Genomic DNA, 18,248 nt, shown 5'->3' with positions numbered 1-18,248 from the left:
TACCAGTCATTTGCGAAATCCGTTTTTATCAACAAATCCTAATAATAGTGGTAATGGCACAACAGGCTGAGTATCAATCCGAACGGCCTGTTGTATTGTTACACTGGCTTCTGCAAGCCTTGACTTGTCATTTGTATAGATGGTTGCCATTGGCTGGCCGCAGTGGAGAACCTGACCTATCCGGCACTGCATGACTACACCAGCAGACAAGTCAATTGCTTGTCCTTTATATTCCCGGCCTGCTCCCAGCCGCATGGCGGCATACCCAATCTGAGCAGCACTAATAGCTGTAACATAACCTTGACTCAAACTGCTAACTTCTTGAATAAAGCAGGCCTGCGGCAGTTTAGTATCATCTTGCACAATAGCAGCATCACCACCCTGAGCAGTAATGAATTCACCAAACTTGGCTAAAGCCTGTTTGTTATCGATCAGGGCGGTTAGCTGGCAATAACCAGCTTCCGGGGTTGACGCTTTCCCGCCTAGTACCAGCATATGTGAGCCAAGTATTAGGCAAACCTCTTTGAGCGCTCGTTCTCCCTGTCCTGACAGTATTTTAATAGCCTCCTTAATCTCGAGGCTATTACCAACAGACCTACCTAAGGGCTGTTCCATACTTGTTAATACTGCCACCGTTTCTCGGCCAACAAGTTGTCCAATACCAACCATGGTTTCAGCCAAACGCAAGGCATCTGTTTGATTTTTCATAAAAGCACCGTTGCCAACTTTGACATCTAACACAATTTTATCGGCACCAGAAGCAATTTTTTTACTCATTATGGATGAGGCAATAAGCGGTATACTTTCCACAGTGGCCGTAACATCTCGAAGTGAGTAAAGTTTACCATCTGCAGGAGCAATGGCAGCTGACTGACCAGTTATTGCAATAGTACATGCTTGCAGATTGGCAATAAATTCGTGACGCTCCAAGGTGGTCTTAAAACCGGGAATAGCCTCCAATTTATCAATAGTACCGCCAGTAAAACCCAACCCCCGCCCAGACATCTTAGCCACAGGTACCCCGGCAGCAGCCACCAGCGGCGCAAGTACCAATGTAGTAGTATCACCTACCCCGCCGGTGCTATGTTTGTCCACCTTGATCCCCGGTATTTGACTTAGATCAACCATATCTCCAGAAACAGCCATAGCCATGGTAAGAGCAGCTGTTTCTTTATCTGTCATTCCCTGAAAGAAGACTGCCATAAGCCATGCAGCCATTTGATAGTCTGTTATCTCATTGTTCGTATATGATTTTATCAACCATTCAATTTCATGATCTGAAAGTTCTATCCCATCGCGTTTTTTTGTAATTATATCAGTAGCCCGCATTAGGTATTCACCACTAGGTCTTTTAGAAAACTTTGTCCATACGCCAATGGCGGCAAACCGAAATTGGCAGCTATTGTTGCTCCCAGGTCGGAAAAAGTTGACCGTATTCCTAGATTTATCACCTGTCCCGTCAGGCGTGGGTGGTAAGCTAACAGCGGCACATATTCTCGTGTATGATCGGTGCCTGCGGTTGTAGGATCACAGCCATGGTCAGCTGTGATCAATAATAGATCATTCTCGGTGAGTTTAGATTTGAAATTTGCTAACGCAACGTCAAACTCTTCAAGTGCCTGAGCATAGCCGATTATATCGTTGCGATGTCCGTAAGCACTATCAAATTCAACAAGGTTGGCCATTATTAGTCCATCTGCCGAGTCTTTTTCAGCTAGGTCTGTGATGATTTCCATTCCCTGCTTATTAGACCTTGTAGGATAAGATTGAGTTAAGCCCCTGTTGGCATAAATGTCGGAAATTTTACCAATGCCAGTCACTGTTAATCCAGATTCTTTCAACATATCAAGCACTGTTGGTGCCGGCGGCTGCAAACTATAGTCATGGCGGTTAGCCGTCCGGGTAAAGCTTCCCGGTTTACCTACAAAAGGCCTGGCAATAATCCGACCGACAGCATGGTCACCTATGCAAACCTTCTCTCTGACAATTTTACATAATTCATATAAACGTTCCAGCGAGATTACCTCTTCATGGGCCGCAATTTGAAAAACACTATCCGCAGAAGTATATACAATGGGTTGGCCTGTACGCAAATGTTCTTCGCCTAATTCCACGATAATTTCTGTACCTGATGCCGCTTTATTACCTAAAACCTGGAGTCCGGTATAAGCGGTAAACTTTTCGATAACTTCAGGTGGAAAACCCTTTGGGTACACGGGAAATGCGGCAAAAAGTGGACAGCCCGCTAATTCCCAATGGCCACTTGTCGTGTCTTTACCCTTAGAAAGTTCAGCCATCTTCCCAAAAGCAGCAATAGGACGGGAAACTTCCGGAATACCAGCAATGGGTTCAATTAAACCTAACCCCATGCTGGCTAATACCGGCAAAGTAAGCCCGCCCTTATATTCAGCAATATGTACCAGCGTATTGGCTCCGGTATCGCCATATTGAAAGGCGTCAGGCATAGCTCCAATCCCTACACTGTCAAGTACAATCACAAATATTCGTTTAAACAAATTTTTATAGCTCCTCTGTAAAGTAGTATAGTACTATTATGCGCGAGGATGTGTTTTATCATATACTTCTTTTAGATGATTTTTAGTTACATGAGTATAAATCTGTGTTGTTGATATATCAGCATGACCAAGCATTTCCTGGACAGAACGTAAATCGGCGCCGTTTTCCAATAAGTGAGTAGCAAAGGAATGCCTCAGAGTATGAGGGGTAATGTCTTTGGTGATATTGGCTTCCAACGCATATTTTTTAATAATTTTCCAAAATCCTTGACGAGTAAGCCGATTACCATGATGGTTGACAAATAGGGAGGATTCTTCATAAGTACGTACTAATTTAGGACGGCCTTTACTTATATATTCCTGCACACATTTGGCAGCAATAGAGCCTAGTGGTACAATTCGTTCTTTAGCACCTTTGCCATAACATTTGATATATCCCATATCAAGATTTACATCAGATATATTGAGATTGATTAACTCGGAGACTCTGATACCAGTAGCATATAACAATTCCAGCATAGCTTTATCCCTAAGGCCTGTAGACTGAAAACTATTAGGTTGCTTTAATAACTCTTCCACTTCTGCAATACTAAGAATCTTGGGTAGTTTCTTTTCTAATTTTGGTGATTCCAAGTTGACTGCCGGGTCTTTTTCAAGATGACGTTCCCGAACAAGATATTGATAAAATGACTTTATCGCAGCAAGATTGCGTGATATTGTTGAAACAGCCCGTCCCTTGCCTTGGAGATTATTAAGATAACTTAGGATGGTATCACGGTTTGAGTTCCGTAAAAAATCTAATTGACTATTTTGCAAAAACGTCTGAAACTGTCTTAGATCCCGCCCGTAAGATTCTAGCGTGTTTTGAGCTAATCCCCGCTCAACTGCAAGATAGTTAATAAATTCATTAACATACGATTCCATTTTATACTACCACCCTTTTTTCTCCACAGATTTCCGGCCAACACATTTTTCAGTATCTTGTCTACGTACCTTATTCAACATTAAGTTTACTTTTCCTTTATTTGTCTACTGTGTTTTGTAAAGTTTTAGCACTTTTTTGTAAGAACTGCTAATCTATGTCATGCTATAACGATCAATTACATCGTAAGTCACCATAACCCGTAAAGGCTTTTCCAGTAGATGCTGGTCGCGTATCTTCAGACCTGGATTACTGCCTTCCCACAGTATGGTCATCAACTTTGGTAGAATATAGAAGATAATAAGCGTTAATAAGATAATCTTTATATATAATTTAGATTTTTTAAAGATACTTCGCCAAGAAAATGTTATTATCATACGCCTCTACTTCCCTCCCACCGCACCACGTTTTATGGTTTCTGACTTAACTTAATAGTATTCCTTATAACTACTATTTATCTATGCCTAACAATGCTTGATTATGCAGGCTTATTAACTTTTTAGCTTTTAAATTAACAAGGTCGATCACAGTTTTCAACCTTGTTAGCAAATAAAATGTGCTGCCACTTTCATAAATACCGGCGAAATATATACTTCTATTAGTGCCGCGCCCAACATAAGCACCAGCATAGCTAAACAAAATACCGAGTAGGCGATGGAGTTGTAAAATAGATTATCTTTGTTATTATGCTTACGCCGCACTAACATTAAGGAGAAAGTTGTTGCTGCCACTCCTGTTGCTAAAATAGCGGGTACCGCCAAAAAATTGTGCGGCAAAACTGCAGCAATAGCAAATAACAGCCCTTTCATTACATATTCATGGACTAAAAAACCAACAGTAAACCCAATGATAAAGCCTCGCAAGCATACCATAAACAGGACAAACGGTATACCCACAATAGTAAAGCCAAGCAGCCACATAATACCAATAATTCTAATATTATTACCCATCACACTCGCTAGCAGAGTATGGGTATTACTGATTCCGTCTGGTTGTTCAGTCAGGCCTTGAAAAAACACTCGTAAATAGCCGACAAGCTCTATCTTTTGTTCTTCAGGTAGTGTTTTTACAGCCATAGCTCCAATAACTATTCCGATAACAAAAATAAGAATCATAAAAAAATAAGCCACAATATTCGCACGAATATAATCGGCGGCATTCCGGCGAAGAAGTTTCAGCATGCATGTACCTCCCTGTCAGTACCTGCTACAATATATGTCTTGCTAAAACTGTTTAGACCTATTTGTCCATTATATTTATCCTGGGATATGTAAAGTTTATTTCAGATGAGATTATACTCCCACCGAAGCTAAGGCCTCACTGCAGCATCCGTCCATAAATTCCGCCGCCGCCAGCACTAATCGCAGCAGTTCCATTACGTGCCGTCATAATAAAGTGAGCAATTTTATTACCAACGATGTTGGACAAAGCCTCATATGTCGCAAAATGCAAAATATTCATTTCGGTTTCAAATGCTGTCAGCAGTTTAGCCATGCATTTTTTACCTAGTCCAGGGATAAATTCTAGCGGTATTTGATAACAATACTGGGGCCGGAAGGCAGGATGATGAGGTTCAGCGTAATCGGCTATTTGATTAATACGCTCAAATACCCCTGCAGTCAAAGTACTGCTGCTGCATTGTGGGCAGTACTTATCAGTCAGACCCTCGGCAGCAGTAAAACCGCACTGGCGACAGAAAGTACGATGATACTTTCCCAACCGGGGATCAAGTCCATAGTTGGCGATAACCTGACGCCCGTCTGTACGGGATAAGGCTTTACTTAATTCGAGAAATGACAATGTTTCCATAGAAAATACATTGTATTCACGAGCAATTTTGTCAAGTGAGTGAGCATCGGAATTGGTTATAAATGTGTAACCAGCTAACTCACTGATTCTGTCTGCTAAGTTGCTGTCCGCACTTAAGCCAAGTTCAATTGCTGCTAGTTTAACCATATCCTGATCAGATAGAATATGTGATAATCTTTGACAGCATACGCCATAAAGGCTTTTATGGGGGGTAAAAACATGAGCGGGAATGATAAGTGAATCAAAACTGCTGGCAATTTGAATAAGCTGTGTTAGGGGCATATGGGCATTTTGTGAGCTAAGATTAATATTACGGATAAATTGGCTCATATAGGTAGAGAAAGTAGTCATTGTTTTAATATCAGGCACAAATATCAATGTATGTGCCAAACCGCCGTTGACTTCCCTGGTTTCAATCTCCGCACCAAGTATAAGCAACGTATTATTCTGGTAAAGATATCCACCACTACTAACCGGCACAAGAATTTCTTCTGCGATAAGCGCTTTTAAATCTGCAAGAACTAATGGCGACAAGGCATCTATGATGCCGATGATATTCATACCCTTGCGCTCAGCGGCCTCCGCTAAGATGCCATGAACGGTCAACCGGCGTGACGTAGGAATTTTTACCCATTTACCGCTGTGACTCATGCCTACATGAATGTGCAGGTCAGTAAAATACTGATTTAGCATACTTATATTCCCGCCAAACATAGCGCCACTAAACTCTTGGCATCACATAGTTCACCGCTAGTAATCATTTGGTGAATTTGTTCAGGAGTAAAGACTTCGGTATTAATAAATTCGTCTTCATCAGGATGCTTATCTGATTCAATAAGATCTTCTGCCAGATATACATGAATAATCTCATTGGAAAATCCAGGGGTAGTATACATAGATGTCAACTTGCGCAGCATATTCGCCGTAAAGCCAGTTTCCTCTGCCAATTCACGCACTGCACAGGCTGCGGGATCTTCACCAGAATCAAGTTTGCCAGCAGGTACTTCGAGTATAACCTGGCCAATCGGATGACGGAATTGCCGCACGAGGATAACATTGCCTTCCGTTGTTAGCGGCACAATAGCAACTGCCCCCGGGTGTTCTACCACTTCCCTCATCCCAGTTCGTCCATTAGGGAGAATTACCTCATCACGCCGCAGGTTAATAATTTTACCTTCAAATAAACGTTCCGAGTTTGTTAGTTTTTCATAAAGATCTGTATCGTTTGGCATATGACCCTCCTATTATTTAAACATATATTACCAAAACGCTTCATATATTACCTCCATAAGGAGGAATGTCTGCGTGAAAATGATTGCTAAACATGGCTTTTATTTTAGTGGTACAATCAAGGAGTTACTTAAAGAATTACATACCATGAGTAAAAAGTATAAAACTTTGCGCGAACTGCTTAATAATAATCGACAGTAGCAGTAGAAGTAGAAGTATGCCTACCATTGCCCTGCCCTCTTCTATTCATATACCTTAGGCTGCTCTTCACCACGTAATACCCGTAAGGCGCCTTCAACTAAAGCCTGCAGTTCATCTTCCCCAGGATGCACAATAACCGGACCGATAAATTTCACGCGGTCGGTAATCATTTTCACAAGTCTTTGTGAATAAGCCAACCCGCCGGTGAGAACAATAGCGTCCAATTGTCCATATACGACAGTAGCCATTGCACCAATCTCTTTTGCAACTTGATAAGCCATGGCCTCATAAATGAGAGCAGCGCTAGTATCACCACTCGCAATGCGGCTTTCCACTTCTCGTCCATCACTTGTACCCAGATGAGCCATTAAACCCGCATTACCAATAAGCTTCTTCTTGATTTGATCAAGGGTATATTTGCCAGAATAGCATAGGTTAATTAAACCATAAGACGGTACAGCACCAGCGCGTTCTGGAGAAAATGGACCTAGGTCATTCGGATTGGTTACATCAATCATTTTGCCATTTTGCTGCACTCCAACTGAAATACCACCACCAAGATGGATGAGAATTAGGGTAAGAGTGTTGTATTCTTTATTTAAATCGTTGGCAACTCTATGGGCAACAGCTTTTAAATTGAGGGCATGAAACAAGCTGCGACGAGGCACTTCTGGTAAACCGGAAATTCTGGCTAATGGTTCGAGCTCATCTACGCTTACCGGATCTACAATAAAAGCCGGAACATTGACTTGGTTAGCGATTCCCCTTGCCAAAATACCCCCTAGATTAGAGGCATGTTCAGTTTGCACTTCTCTTTTTAAATCGCAGATCATACTATCATTTACTGCATATGTGCCACTACCTAGCGGTTTCAACGGCCCGCCCCGCCCAACAACAGCGGCTAAACTGCTAATGTTGATATGGTGGTCTGAAAGTGCTTTTCTCACTAACTGCAGACGATAATCATACTGGTCATAAATTTTTGCGAAAGGCTTAAGTTCGTTAATACTATGACGGATAACTTGTTCAAAATCAATTACATCATTAGTATATACAGCTATTTTGGTTGAAGTTGAACCAGGATTAATGGCAAGAATTTTATACTGCAGCATTGTGAACCTCCGTATCAAATAAGATGATATGTTATGTTATTTTATTCATTATTAGGTTGAAAAATCCTGCAATAAAAAAAACAAACCCCCAAGACAATCGTCAAGAGGGTTTATAATTTAATCTTAGCTAGCCCGCATTTCCATTCGCAATTTATCGGCAATCATCGCCATAAATTCCGAATTAGTGGGTTTACCTTTATCAAGCTTGATCGTATAACCAAAGAGTCTATTGATCATCTCAATGTTACCGCGGTTCCAGGCGACCTCAATCGCATGGCGAATAGCTCGTTCTACCCGGCTGGGGGTAGTCGAGTATTTTTCAGCAATCATTGGATAAAGAACTTTGGTTACAGCGCCTAATAACTCCACTTCTGCTACAATCATCATAATTGCATCGCGAAGATATTGATAGCCTTTAATGTGTGCAGGAATGCCAATTTCTCTAATAATATTAGTAACTTCCACATCTATGGGGCGGGATTTGACAACAGGCATAGTGGCCGCAGCAGTAACTGGGTGTGAAAGAGTAACAGTACCAGCTAATTGTCTGATTCTATTAATAAGTACATCCATGTTAAACGGTTTTAAAACATAATAGTCGGCACCTAACTCTACTACTCGTTGCGTGATAGTCTCCTGACCAAACGCAGTCAGCATAATAATTTTGGGGCGTTTAACATTAGAGACATTAAGTCTCTCCAAAACGCCAAGTCCATCCAAATGTGGCATGATGATATCGAGAACGATAACATCTGGCGACTTTTCCTCGATAATGGATAATATTTGCTCTCCATTATAAGCTACACCGACTAATTTAATATCGGGTTCTCGGTTAAGGCACTCTTGCAAAATATCCGAAAACTCTTTGTTGTCGTCAGCAATAGCTACTGTAATTGTTTCGCTCACCATTACTTCCCCATCCTCTCAGCACATCTTATATATGTATTATATGTATAATAACCCATTCGACAAACGCACGCCAATTCCTTCCTCGTATGGAAAAAAAAACCATATTTAATTGATTATTTTCATAATATATATTTAATTATATATTATGAAGATTGTTTATGACAAGTAACAACTAATTCTTTACTTAAAATCTGCCAGAAAAACTAAATAGTTTTCTGGCAGATTGACGGTCTTTTTTGGGAATTATACCGCTTTCCATTAACATCCAATCGACAAAACAGCCATAACCGCTTGTTGGATCATGGACAAATACATGAGTTACCACACCGACAAGTTTACCATTTTGAATAATCGGACTGCCACTCATACCTTGAACAATTCCACCTGTCTTTTCTATGAGTCGTTGATCAGTAACCTTAATAACCAATCCCTTGCTTTCAGGAAATTCCTGGAGATTTATCTTTTGAATTTCTATACTAAACTGATCAATGGTTTGACCATCCACTACTGTTAACATCTGCGCTGGCCCTACTTGAACCTGACTCATAGAAGCTACAGGAATTGATTCTGGATATTGTTCATTTACTAACTTTCCATTCAATTCTCCATAAATACCAAATGAAGTATTTTTTCGGATGTTGCCTAATAATTGATCTTCTTCAATAAAAATACCAATTTTCTCACCGGGCTGTCCTCTTTTGCCATGTTGAATACCTGATACTGTTGCCAATACGATTTTCCCTTGGTCACAGTCGATAGGCTGATTGGTGTCACTATCAGTAATGACGTGACCTAAGGCTCCATACAGTTTGGAGTCTGGTTCGTAAAATGACAAGGTTCCAACTCCCGCTGCACTATCACGCACAAATAAGCCAATACGATAGCGTTTAGTATCTGTACATAGAATGGGAGCTATCGTGACATGTTGTTGTCCTTCGGTGCGTTTAAGCAAAACATCAATAGTATGGTTATTTTTACCACTTTCATCAATTACCTCGGCCACCTGGGCATCACTTTGCACAGGTATGCCATTAATGCTGAGGATTACATCCCCTACCACTATGCCCGCATCCTTAGCCGGCGTAGTATATTGTCCCTGCATATTTAATACTGGCGAATTACCAACAACGATGACACCCTGAGACCGGAGAACAACCCCAATTGAGTGTCCGCCGGGAATTAAGCGGATAGGTGGTAATACATCGACTTGAACACTGCGAAACGGTATAATACCAAATAGTTTAAACTCTACGGTGGATTGTCCTAGCTTCACTGGTTGCAGTGATACCGACCGCGACAGTGCCATAGTTGGTAAAAATTCCGGAGTTTGTACATGAATACTTTCGCTATCATGTCTTAAAGTAACCGTAAGTGGAAAATTTACATCAAATAGCGCTGTCTCTCCTTCAATAATTCTGATATGCAGGGGAAGACCGTAAATATTTCGGAATTGGGGAGAAACACAAAATGCAAAGATTGCGCTGATAATCAACATTGCCCAAATTAGCTTGCTGTTGAATAACCGATTAAATCTTGTCATGTTTTCTTCCATCACTCCCTATTACATTCTTCCCCAAATTTCTGCTGAGCCTTTCACCTCTTGATTTTTTAAGTTTTAATCTGTTGTAAAATTAGAGTTTCCCTAATTCAGAGGGGATTATTCCGGAAATATTAGCATTTATTGTCTTGGAAGCTGAAAAACAAGCTTTTTTTCAATAAAAATAGCGCAAGCTCACGCTTGCGCTTTATTTTTCCAATTTGCTTTTTTTATCGTAGCCATTTCTAGCATTTGAGCTGCATTATCCCTTGAAAGTTGTGTTATTTCACCAGAAGCCATCCTAGCCAATTCGGTTCGTTGAGAGTCTGGGGTAAGGATAGTAACTCTGGTCATTGTTCGTTCCTCTTCGATAACTTTCGCAATATAAATATGGCAATCGGCCATTGCTGCAATTTGCGGCAGGTGAGTTATACATAATACTTGCTTATCAGCAATAGCAATTCCAGCAATTTTTTCTGCTATTTTTTGAGCTGTTTGTCCACCAATGCCGGCATCAACTTCATCAAATACCATCGTAGGTGTTTCCTCGCGCTCTGAGCATACTGTTTTGATAGCAAGTGCTATCCGCGATAATTCACCGCCTGATGCAATTTTTTGTAATAACTTAGGTTCCTCGCCTAGGTTTGCTGAAAACAAAAAAACAACGTCATTAGCACCATTCGCTGTGTAGTGTTGACTCTGGTTAACATCCACTAAAAATTTGGCCTTAGGCATACCTAAATCAGCCAAATGAGCTGATATTTGCCATGCCATTTCCTGACCTGCTGTCTGCCGCAGGCTGGTAAGAACCTCAGCTAATTTTGCTACTTCACTTGCAAGGCTAGCTTCTGCTTGTTCAAGCTGGCTTAGTCGTTCATCAAAATTTGTGATAGTAGCCAGTTCAGCAGTAGCTTGTTCGTAATAAGCAAGGATGTCTTCGACTGTAGCACCATACTTTTTTTTGAGTTTGTGGATTACATCAAGCCGTTCTTCCAGTTTAGCTAATCTAGCTGGATTAAAATCAATATTCTCTCGATAATCCCTGAGTTCACCCATAGTTTCTTCCAACTGGTATAAAGCCTCAGTCACGACAGCTAATTGTGCATTAATAGCCGTATCATAACGCACTGCCATTTCAAGATCACGTTTAATATCAGCAAGACAAGATACGACACCGCTAAATCCCTTATTTCCTTGACTTAAAAGCATATAAGAACGCGATACGGCATTAGTGATTTTTTCGGCATTAGCCAGAATCGTAATTTGACTTTCAAGCTTTGCCTCTTCATCTACTGTCAAATTAGCTGTGGCAATTTCCTGTGTTTGCCAGGAAAGCATCTCTTCGCGCTGCAGTCGTTCCCGCGAATCTTGTGTAAGAGAAGCTAGTTCAGCCTTAGTTTTATGCCATTTTCGATATGCGTGCTGGTATTCTTCAAGTTTGGGGCTGATTTCCGGTGCAAACGTATCAGTAAGCGCCAGATGTACCTCAGGTCTTAATAATGCCTGGTTTTCATGCTGGCCATGCATATCAACCAACTTTTCGCCAATTTTTCGCAAAGTGGTTACTGTTGTTTGACAGCCATTGATATGAATAGAATTTTTGCTGTGCTTGGTTAAACGTCTGGTAAGGATTAACGTACCATCCTCTTCCAAGGTAATGCCTTGTTCTTCTACAATGTCTTTTATCGAAGTAAGGTTAGCTATATCAAAAACGGCTTCGATACGGAAGTGGTCCGCTCCGGAACGAATGGAATCTGCGGAAGCTCTGCCGCCAACAATGATAGACAAGGCATCAATTAGAATCGATTTACCAGCTCCTGTTTCTCCAGTCAAGATATTAAGGCCTGGCACAAATTCGATATAGGCTTTATCAATAAGTGCAAAATTGGTGACCGTCAGCGATTTTAGCATCTCTTATCTCTCCTCAAAACGCTACATTCCACTGCCCATGAGGGAACGAAATTTTGCAATGACTGGCAAAACAGCTTCAAGCGGTTTAACCAAAACAAAAATAGTATCATCACCAGCCACTGTGCCGATAATTTCCGGCCATTTCACATAATCGATAGTATAGGCGACTGCCTGAGCAGTACCTGGCAATGTACGCAATACGACGATGTTCTGGCTATAATCGATAGTTACGATAGAATCTCGAAACGTACGTTCTAAACGGGCTTGGGTGAAAACAATATTTTGCTCTGGTGGAAAAGCATAACGATATCGTCCATCGCCTGTAGGAACTTTAATGAGCATAAGTTCTTTAATGTCTCTAGAAACAGTAGCCTGAGTAATGTCAATACCATGTTTACTTAGCGCATCTGCCAATTCTTCTTGGGTTTCAATGATATAGCGATCAATAATTTCTTTAATCTTTGAGTGACGTAGAGCTTTCAAGGCTATTCACTCCTTTTTTTTCAATTATATAGAGAACTGGCGGACTATTTGTCTGATTTACCATGGCCCAGCTGGCAACCGTAAATATTTGCTGCCTTAGACCTGCTAGATATTGGTGCACGGCATGACATTCTTGCTTTCCATGCTCATAACCGGGATAAGCAGCAACAGTCAGTAAGCCACCAACAGTTAGCAGTTGCAGGGTTTGGCTTATGGCTTGTTTCGTGATTTCCGAACAAGTACTTAGCGTGTGATCCCCACCTGGTAAATAGCCAAGGTTAAACATAGCAACATCAATTGGCTGATCAACATAATTAGCGATATTAGCATGACTATCTAAGATAAGTTGAGCTTTCGGAAGTAAATGATGTTGGTTTAACAGTAACTCAGTGTTAGCAATCGCTTGCGGTTGAATATCGAAAGCGAAAACTGTAGCAGTCGGGGGAGTATGCTTTGCCAAAAATAGTGTATCTTTACCATTGCCGGCAGTAGCATCAATCACGAGCTTAGCCGCTGTTAACCGGGAAATTATCAACTTGTGAGCCATTTCAACGGCATTAACAACTACCATCCCGATCGCCTCGTCGTAGTTTAGTCCGCAGGGTTTCATAATAGCTTTTACCAATAAATTTAATAAACCGTGCTCTAAAGGGGGAACGCCGCACAACAACGATATCATCAGGCAACAAATTATATACTGTCTGGCCATCTACCGTAAGCACAATATCATCATGAGTAGCCTGCATCCGTACTTTTATTTCCTCCCGTTCGGAAATAACCAATGCGCGAGAATGCAACGTATGCGGACAAATGGGGGTAATAACAATTACCTTTAATTTCGGGTTGATAATCGGTCCGCCTGAGGATAATGAATAGCCAGTCGAGCCAGTTGACGTAGCAATAATAAGTCCATCTGCAGGATATTCCGCAGTAAGCTCCTCATCAATAAATAATTTTAATTTTATCATGCGGGAAAAACCGCCTTTGGCAACAACCACATCATTAAGTGCAGGCGAAATATAGATGGGACTTCCATTACGGATAACAACAGCATCCAACATGAGCCGTTCTTCGATATAGTAATCGCCTTTAACCAACCGGTCTAAGGCGGCGCTCAAATCAGGCAACTCAATCTCTGTCAAAAAACCTAGATTTCCCATGTTTATTCCACAAACAGGAATGCCAAAAGGAGCAATCTCCCTGGCCGTATTAAGCAGTGTCCCATCACCGCCCAAGGTGATGCCAAATGTAACATCGTTTCGCATGTTTTCTAGCTTTCCGGCTAGGTTTTTATAGTTAAGTTCTAGTGCTGCATCTTCTGGCAAAACCACTTTTACATTTTGTTCTTTAAAATACTGCACAATCCAACCAAGTACAGTACCAATACTATGCTTTTTCGTATTAGGAAACAGTCCTACAGTCAACACACCAGTGTTCCTCCGTCATCCCGTTAAGTTGGCATGAGCTTCTGCTACGACCGTCGCAACATATAACTCATCCACTATTTCTATGGCAGAATAATTAGCCATATATAGTAGGTATTCAATATTACCTTCTGGGCCTTTTACTGGCGAATAAGTCAGCCCTAAAGGTGTAAGCAGTTTCAAATTAGCATCATGTATGACATTGTTAATAACTTCACGATGAATGGCCGGATCACGGACTACTCCTTTTTTCCCCACTTTATCTCGGCCTGCTTCAAATTGTGGTTTGATAAGTGCCACTACTATCCCCTGTGGGCTGAGTAATGTTTTTACTACAGGCAGTACTTTCGTAAGGGAGATAAAAGCCACATCAATGGAAACAAAATCTAATAATTCAGCTAGATTTTCTGGGCGAACATTACGAATATTTGTACGTTCCATATTGATTACTCGCTCATCTGTTCGTAGCGACCAAGCAAGTTGTCCATAACCCACATCAATTGCATATACTTTACGGGCACCATTTTTTAAAGCACAATCAGTAAAGCCGCCTGTTGAAGCACCTATATCAGCCATAACTTTACCTGTTAAGTTAAGACCAAAATATTCTAGGGCTTTAGCTAGCTTGAGGCCTCCCCTGCTAACATAACCAATATTGTCACCATGAACAACAATATTGGCTTTAGTAGGAACTACGGTACCGGCTTTATCAATTTTTTGTCCATTAACAGTAACAAGGCCAGCCATAATATAGGCTTTGGCTCGTTCCCGGCTAGCTGCTAACCCTTTTTCCACTACTAAGATATCAAGCCGTTCTTTCGTACGTTCTCCTGTCATTTTCGTGCTCCAAACTGCCGCAGAAAAATTTCAATACTATCGGCAATACCTTGGTCATTCAAGCTATATTTATTCAATAAGTAACTCCGCGGTCCATGTTCAATAAACTTGTCTGGCAGTCCGAGTCGTAATACCTTTACCCAATTAAGGTTTTGTGAGTTAATATATTCTAGTACGGCTGAGCCAAAACCTCCTGTAATAACATTATCTTCCACCGTAACAATAATACCAGTATTGCGAGCTATTTGTCGAATCAATTCTCCATCCAGCGGTTTGACAAATCTACTATTTACTACGCCTGCCACAATTCCCTTATCAGCTAAAAATGCGGCCGCTTTTTGGCAAGGATTGACCATTGCGCCAACTGCCAGCAAAACCACATCTTTTCCGGAACTCAAATTTTCTGCTTTGCCTATTTCGAGTTTAGTATATTCAGGCTGTAACTCTACCCCAACACCGCTTCCGCGCGGATAGCGAATAGCTACCGGTGAATTAAGTTCAGTTGCCGTATATAACATATTTTGCAATTCATTCTCATCTTTAGGCGCCATAATTACAATATTAGGAATATGCCGTAAGAAAGAATAATCAAACACACCATGATGGGTTGCCCCATCTTCACCAACAATACCAGCCCGGTCCAGCATAAAAGTTACAGGTAGGTTTTGCAGGCATACATCATGAAGAATCTGATCATAAGCACGTTGCATAAAGGTTGAATATATAGAAATTACTGGGCGTTTCCCCTGGGTAGCCAGGCCAGCGGCCATGGTAACAGCATGTTGCTCCGCAATACCAACATCGAAAAACCGTTTAGGGAATTTGTTGGCGAAGTTTCTCAAACCTGTACCATCAGGCATAGCAGCCGTTATTGCTACAATATTAGGATTCCGTTCTGCCAGCTTGACAAGCGTATTACCAAAGACTTGCGTATAGGAAGGTGGTGCTCCACTTGGTTTTATTATTTCACCTGTTTCCACACAAAAGGGGCCTACCCCATGAAACTTATCAGGATTAGTTTCTGCAGGCAAATAGCCTTTGCCTTTGTGAGTCAACGTGTGAATAAGTATCGGCCCATTAATGCTCTTGGTTTTATTAAGTACATCCAAAATTAACGGGATATTATGTCCGTCAATGGGACCAAAATAAGTAAAACCCAGCTCTTCAAATAATATTCCGGGAACCAAAAGATATTTAAGGCTACCTTTAAGGCGATCAACCGCTTTGGCAACACTCTCACCGATTGCTGGAATACTACGCAGCAAAAAATCAATATCTCGTTTGACTTTTGAATAGGTTGGTGCTGTACGCATTTTGGCTAGGTATTCTGAAATAGCACCTACATTTTTGGCAATAGACATCTCGTTATCATTCAAGATTACCGTAAGATTGGTACCAAGATGTCCAGCATGATTAAGTGCTTCATACGCTTCACCGCCTGTTAATGAACCATCACCGATTATAGCAACAACATTGTATTTTTCACCTGATAGATCCCGCGCTAAAGCTATTCCTAAGGCTGAAGATATTGAGGTACTTGAATGTCCAGCACCAAAAGCATCATGCGGACTTTCGCAGCGTCTAGGAAAACCACTGATGCCATTCACAGTACGAAGTGTAGAAAAATTTGTGCAGCGCCCTGTCAAAATTTTATGTACATAGGCTTGATGTCCAACATCCCAAATAAATTTGTCTTGGGGACTATCAAACATTTTATGTAAGGCCAGCGTCAGTTCTACAACCCCTAAATTAGGTGCCAGATGGCCGCCAGTAGCAGCTACTGTATGTATAAGAAGCTCGCGGATTTCCTCAGCGAGCTTTTCCAATTGGGATAAGGAAAAATGTTTAATATCCTGTGGTCCATCAATACTGTCAAGCAATCTACTCAAACTAGTTCCCCGCTTTCTCTGACTGGGGTCAGGTAAGTTACTATTCATGCATGACATTTCTTAGAAATGTCTATTTAACACACATATTATAGCATATCTAAAGATTAACATTCATCTATAAAATACATAAAATGCGTAGGCCACAAGTGTACCTTGAATAGCACCACCCAGTACCTCGATCGGTGTATGGCCTAAAAGTTCTTTAAGACGGGTCTCCCGGACCTTATGTTCAACCCGCATCTCACGCACCAATTTGTTTATGACCTTAGCCTGTCGGCCTGCCGCCCGGCGTACTCCTGCAGCATCATACATAACTATACCCGCCAATATTACAGCTAACGCAAACAAGTCTGATTCAATTCCGTCTCTAAGCGCGATACTAACAGCAAGGCTTACTACTAATGCTGTATGTGAGCTGGGCATACCTCCAGCACCAACAAGCCGTTCGGCGTTAAAGGCGCCATGCCGCCAATAGGATGTCATGGTTTTTAACACTTGTGCCGTAAACCAAGCGGTCAAAGCTGTCATTAAGATAATATTCTGTCCTATTCCAACCAGGAACTCGGCCATAGATTACACCTCAGGTTTCACGATTTATTAGGTGTTCGACAAGTTCACGCAGTATGTTAGCTTCAGGTCCAAAGCCTAACAGGCTGTTGCATGCCTTGTCCACAGCTTGCTGCGCTAATTGTTTAGCTCCATCAAGCGTATGTAGTGTTACGTAGGTTACTTTATGATTTTTTACGTCACTGCCAATCGGCTTGCCGATTTTTTCCTGAGTACCAATCACATCAAGAATATCATCGGTAATTTGAAATGCTAAACCAAATTGGCAAGCATATGTAGTCAAAGCATCAATTTGCTGTTGGCTGCCGCCAGCTAACGAAGCCCCTGAACGCAAAGCCGCTTTGAATAAGGCTCCCGTTTTTGCCTGGTGGATATATTGCAAAGTTTTGGCATCAATGATTTGCCCTTCAGAAATAAGATCAATCGCCTGACCGCCAACCATTCCGGCCGGTCCGGCTGCGGCAGCTATTTCTTTTACCACGTTAATCAATACTAGCGGTTCCACCTTGCTCTGGGATAGCATTGTGCTAAAGGCAGCTGTCAACAGACCATCACCAGCTAAAACTGCCATCCCATCGCCATATACCTTATGGTTAGTAAGTTTTCCACGCCGATAGTCATCATTATCCATGGCCGGTAGATCATCATGAATAAGTGAATAGGTATGAATCATTTCCAGGCCGCAAGCTACAGGCAAATAATCACTGCCGTTGCCACCAACGGCCTCTGCAGCTGCCATAAGCATAATTGGCCGAAGTCGTTTTCCACCAGCAAACAGACTGTAACGCATAGCTTCATACATAATGGGTGGATAGGTATCACTGGGAATATATTGCGACAGCGCAGTCTCAATCAACCGCATTTTCTCCTGACAGTACTGTCCAAATGTAACTGTTGTCAT

General features: G+C 41.5%; 19 protein-coding genes. 1 reads left to right on the top strand and 18 read right to left on the bottom strand.

Annotated elements, in window-relative coordinates:
* Nucleotides 1-6 precede the first annotated feature (6 nt).
* The 7 genes from ACZ449_RS07840 to ACZ449_RS07810 form a co-directional block, all read right to left on the bottom strand.
* Nucleotides 7-1,329 (bottom strand): pyrimidine-nucleoside phosphorylase, encoded by a 1,323-nt coding sequence (locus tag ACZ449_RS07840; RefSeq protein ID WP_464260467.1) that lies wholly within the window; start codon nt 1,327-1,329, stop codon nt 7-9.
* On the bottom strand, nt 1,329-2,516 hold the full coding sequence (locus ACZ449_RS07835; protein WP_464260466.1) for a phosphopentomutase: 1,188 nt from the start codon (nt 2,514-2,516) through the stop codon (nt 1,329-1,331). The genes ACZ449_RS07840 and ACZ449_RS07835 overlap by 1 nt, the downstream gene beginning before the upstream one ends.
* A 36-nt stretch (nt 2,517-2,552) precedes the next feature.
* Nucleotides 2,553-3,440, bottom strand: coding sequence for a site-specific tyrosine recombinase XerD (xerD, locus tag ACZ449_RS07830; protein WP_464260465.1), 888 nt, complete (start codon nt 3,438-3,440; stop codon nt 2,553-2,555).
* A 153-nt stretch (nt 3,441-3,593) separates the two neighbouring features.
* Nucleotides 3,594-3,815, bottom strand: a complete 222-nt coding sequence (locus tag ACZ449_RS07825) for a hypothetical protein (RefSeq protein WP_464260464.1) — start codon at nt 3,813-3,815, stop codon at nt 3,594-3,596.
* A gap of 165 nt (nt 3,816-3,980) precedes the next feature.
* Nucleotides 3,981-4,619: a stage II sporulation protein M gene (spoIIM, locus tag ACZ449_RS07820; RefSeq protein WP_464260463.1), complete on the bottom strand. Its 639-nt coding sequence runs from the start codon at nt 4,617-4,619 to the stop codon at nt 3,981-3,983.
* A 136-nt stretch (nt 4,620-4,755) separates the two neighbouring features.
* Nucleotides 4,756-5,940: an endonuclease Q family protein gene (locus ACZ449_RS07815; RefSeq protein WP_464260462.1), complete on the bottom strand. Its 1,185-nt coding sequence runs from the start codon at nt 5,938-5,940 to the stop codon at nt 4,756-4,758.
* Between the two features lie 2 nt (nt 5,941-5,942).
* The gene (locus tag ACZ449_RS07810) at nt 5,943-6,479 is read right to left on the bottom strand and encodes an NUDIX domain-containing protein (RefSeq protein ID WP_464260461.1); all 537 of its coding nucleotides are present in this window, start codon (nt 6,477-6,479) and stop codon (nt 5,943-5,945) included.
* 73 nt (nt 6,480-6,552) lie between these two features.
* Between ACZ449_RS07810 and ACZ449_RS07805 the strand changes: the two genes are divergently transcribed.
* Nucleotides 6,553-6,678, top strand: coding sequence for a hypothetical protein (locus ACZ449_RS07805; RefSeq protein ID WP_464260460.1), 126 nt, complete (start codon nt 6,553-6,555; stop codon nt 6,676-6,678).
* A 41-nt stretch (nt 6,679-6,719) separates the two neighbouring features.
* Here ACZ449_RS07805 and buk read toward each other — a convergent pair whose 3' ends face one another.
* The 11 genes from buk to ACZ449_RS07750 all read right to left on the bottom strand — a co-directional run bounded on the left by buk (nt 6,720) and on the right by ACZ449_RS07750 (nt 18,248).
* Nucleotides 6,720-7,790: a butyrate kinase gene (gene buk / locus ACZ449_RS07800; RefSeq protein ID WP_464260459.1), complete on the bottom strand. Its 1,071-nt coding sequence runs from the start codon at nt 7,788-7,790 to the stop codon at nt 6,720-6,722.
* A 123-nt stretch (nt 7,791-7,913) separates the two neighbouring features.
* Nucleotides 7,914-8,699, bottom strand: a complete 786-nt coding sequence (gene spo0A / locus ACZ449_RS07795) for a sporulation transcription factor Spo0A (protein WP_464260458.1) — start codon at nt 8,697-8,699, stop codon at nt 7,914-7,916.
* A 184-nt stretch (nt 8,700-8,883) separates the two neighbouring features.
* Nucleotides 8,884-10,239: a SpoIVB peptidase gene (spoIVB, locus tag ACZ449_RS07790; protein WP_464260457.1), complete on the bottom strand. Its 1,356-nt coding sequence runs from the start codon at nt 10,237-10,239 to the stop codon at nt 8,884-8,886.
* A gap of 192 nt (nt 10,240-10,431) precedes the next feature.
* Complete coding sequence (gene recN, locus ACZ449_RS07785) at nt 10,432-12,147, bottom strand: DNA repair protein RecN (protein WP_464260456.1); 1,716 nt, start codon at nt 12,145-12,147, stop codon at nt 10,432-10,434.
* Between the two features lie 21 nt (nt 12,148-12,168).
* Nucleotides 12,169-12,630 carry an arginine repressor gene (argR, locus tag ACZ449_RS07780; RefSeq protein ID WP_464260455.1) on the bottom strand — a complete coding sequence of 154 codons (462 nt, stop codon included), beginning with the start codon at nt 12,628-12,630 and terminating at the stop codon, nt 12,169-12,171.
* Nucleotides 12,602-13,201 carry a tRNA 5-(aminomethyl)-2-thiouridylate-methyltransferase MnmM gene (mnmM, locus tag ACZ449_RS07775; RefSeq protein ID WP_464260454.1) on the bottom strand — a complete coding sequence of 200 codons (600 nt, stop codon included), beginning with the start codon at nt 13,199-13,201 and terminating at the stop codon, nt 12,602-12,604. Before mnmM ends, argR begins: the two co-directional genes overlap by 29 nt.
* Nucleotides 13,188-14,057, bottom strand: a complete 870-nt coding sequence (locus ACZ449_RS07770; RefSeq protein WP_464260453.1) for an NAD(+)/NADH kinase — start codon at nt 14,055-14,057, stop codon at nt 13,188-13,190. The genes mnmM and ACZ449_RS07770 overlap by 14 nt, the downstream gene beginning before the upstream one ends.
* A 15-nt stretch (nt 14,058-14,072) precedes the next feature.
* Nucleotides 14,073-14,891: a TlyA family RNA methyltransferase gene (locus tag ACZ449_RS07765; RefSeq protein WP_464260452.1), complete on the bottom strand. Its 819-nt coding sequence runs from the start codon at nt 14,889-14,891 to the stop codon at nt 14,073-14,075.
* Entirely contained in the window at nt 14,888-16,780 is a 1,893-nt protein-coding gene (dxs, locus tag ACZ449_RS07760) for a 1-deoxy-D-xylulose-5-phosphate synthase (protein WP_464260451.1), read from the bottom strand. The genes ACZ449_RS07765 and dxs overlap by 4 nt, the downstream gene beginning before the upstream one ends.
* A 111-nt stretch (nt 16,781-16,891) precedes the next feature.
* Nucleotides 16,892-17,350, bottom strand: coding sequence for a divergent PAP2 family protein (locus ACZ449_RS07755; protein WP_464260450.1), 459 nt, complete (start codon nt 17,348-17,350; stop codon nt 16,892-16,894).
* 10 nt (nt 17,351-17,360) lie between these two features.
* Nucleotides 17,361-18,248 carry a polyprenyl synthetase family protein gene (locus ACZ449_RS07750; RefSeq protein WP_464260449.1) on the bottom strand — a complete coding sequence of 296 codons (888 nt, stop codon included), beginning with the start codon at nt 18,246-18,248 and terminating at the stop codon, nt 17,361-17,363.

Source organism: Desulfosporomusa polytropa (assembly GCF_055380075.1).
The sequence above is the reverse complement of the archived record's forward strand: the minus strand, read 5'-3'. Positions and strand labels throughout refer to the sequence as shown.

What these genes read in the sequence shown, in the direction of transcription:
- ACZ449_RS07840 (WP_464260467.1), bottom strand. Translation starts at nt 1,329, where the DNA reads ATGCGGGCTACTGATATAATTACAAAAAAACGCGATGGGATAGAACTT.
- xerD (WP_464260465.1), bottom strand. Translation starts at nt 3,440, where the DNA reads ATGGAATCGTATGTTAATGAATTTATTAACTATCTTGCAGTTGAGCGG.
- ACZ449_RS07825 (WP_464260464.1), bottom strand. Translation starts at nt 3,815, where the DNA reads ATGATAATAACATTTTCTTGGCGAAGTATCTTTAAAAAATCTAAATTA.
- spoIIM (WP_464260463.1), bottom strand. Translation starts at nt 4,619, where the DNA reads ATGCTGAAACTTCTTCGCCGGAATGCCGCCGATTATATTCGTGCGAAT.
- ACZ449_RS07815 (WP_464260462.1), bottom strand. Translation starts at nt 5,940, where the DNA reads ATGCTAAATCAGTATTTTACTGACCTGCACATTCATGTAGGCATGAGT.
- ACZ449_RS07810 (WP_464260461.1), bottom strand. Translation starts at nt 6,479, where the DNA reads ATGCCAAACGATACAGATCTTTATGAAAAACTAACAAACTCGGAACGT.
- buk (WP_464260459.1), bottom strand. Translation starts at nt 7,790, where the DNA reads ATGCTGCAGTATAAAATTCTTGCCATTAATCCTGGTTCAACTTCAACC.
- spo0A (WP_464260458.1), bottom strand. Translation starts at nt 8,699, where the DNA reads ATGGTGAGCGAAACAATTACAGTAGCTATTGCTGACGACAACAAAGAG.
- spoIVB (WP_464260457.1), bottom strand. Translation starts at nt 10,239, where the DNA reads ATGACAAGATTTAATCGGTTATTCAACAGCAAGCTAATTTGGGCAATG.
- recN (WP_464260456.1), bottom strand. Translation starts at nt 12,147, where the DNA reads ATGCTAAAATCGCTGACGGTCACCAATTTTGCACTTATTGATAAAGCC.
- mnmM (WP_464260454.1), bottom strand. Translation starts at nt 13,201, where the DNA reads ATGGTAGTTGTTAATGCCGTTGAAATGGCTCACAAGTTGATAATTTCC.
- ACZ449_RS07765 (WP_464260452.1), bottom strand. Translation starts at nt 14,891, where the DNA reads ATGACAGGAGAACGTACGAAAGAACGGCTTGATATCTTAGTAGTGGAA.
- ACZ449_RS07755 (WP_464260450.1), bottom strand. Translation starts at nt 17,350, where the DNA reads ATGGCCGAGTTCCTGGTTGGAATAGGACAGAATATTATCTTAATGACA.
- ACZ449_RS07750 (WP_464260449.1), bottom strand. Translation starts at nt 18,248, where the DNA reads ATGACAACAGTTACATTTGGACAGTACTGTCAGGAGAAAATGCGGTTG.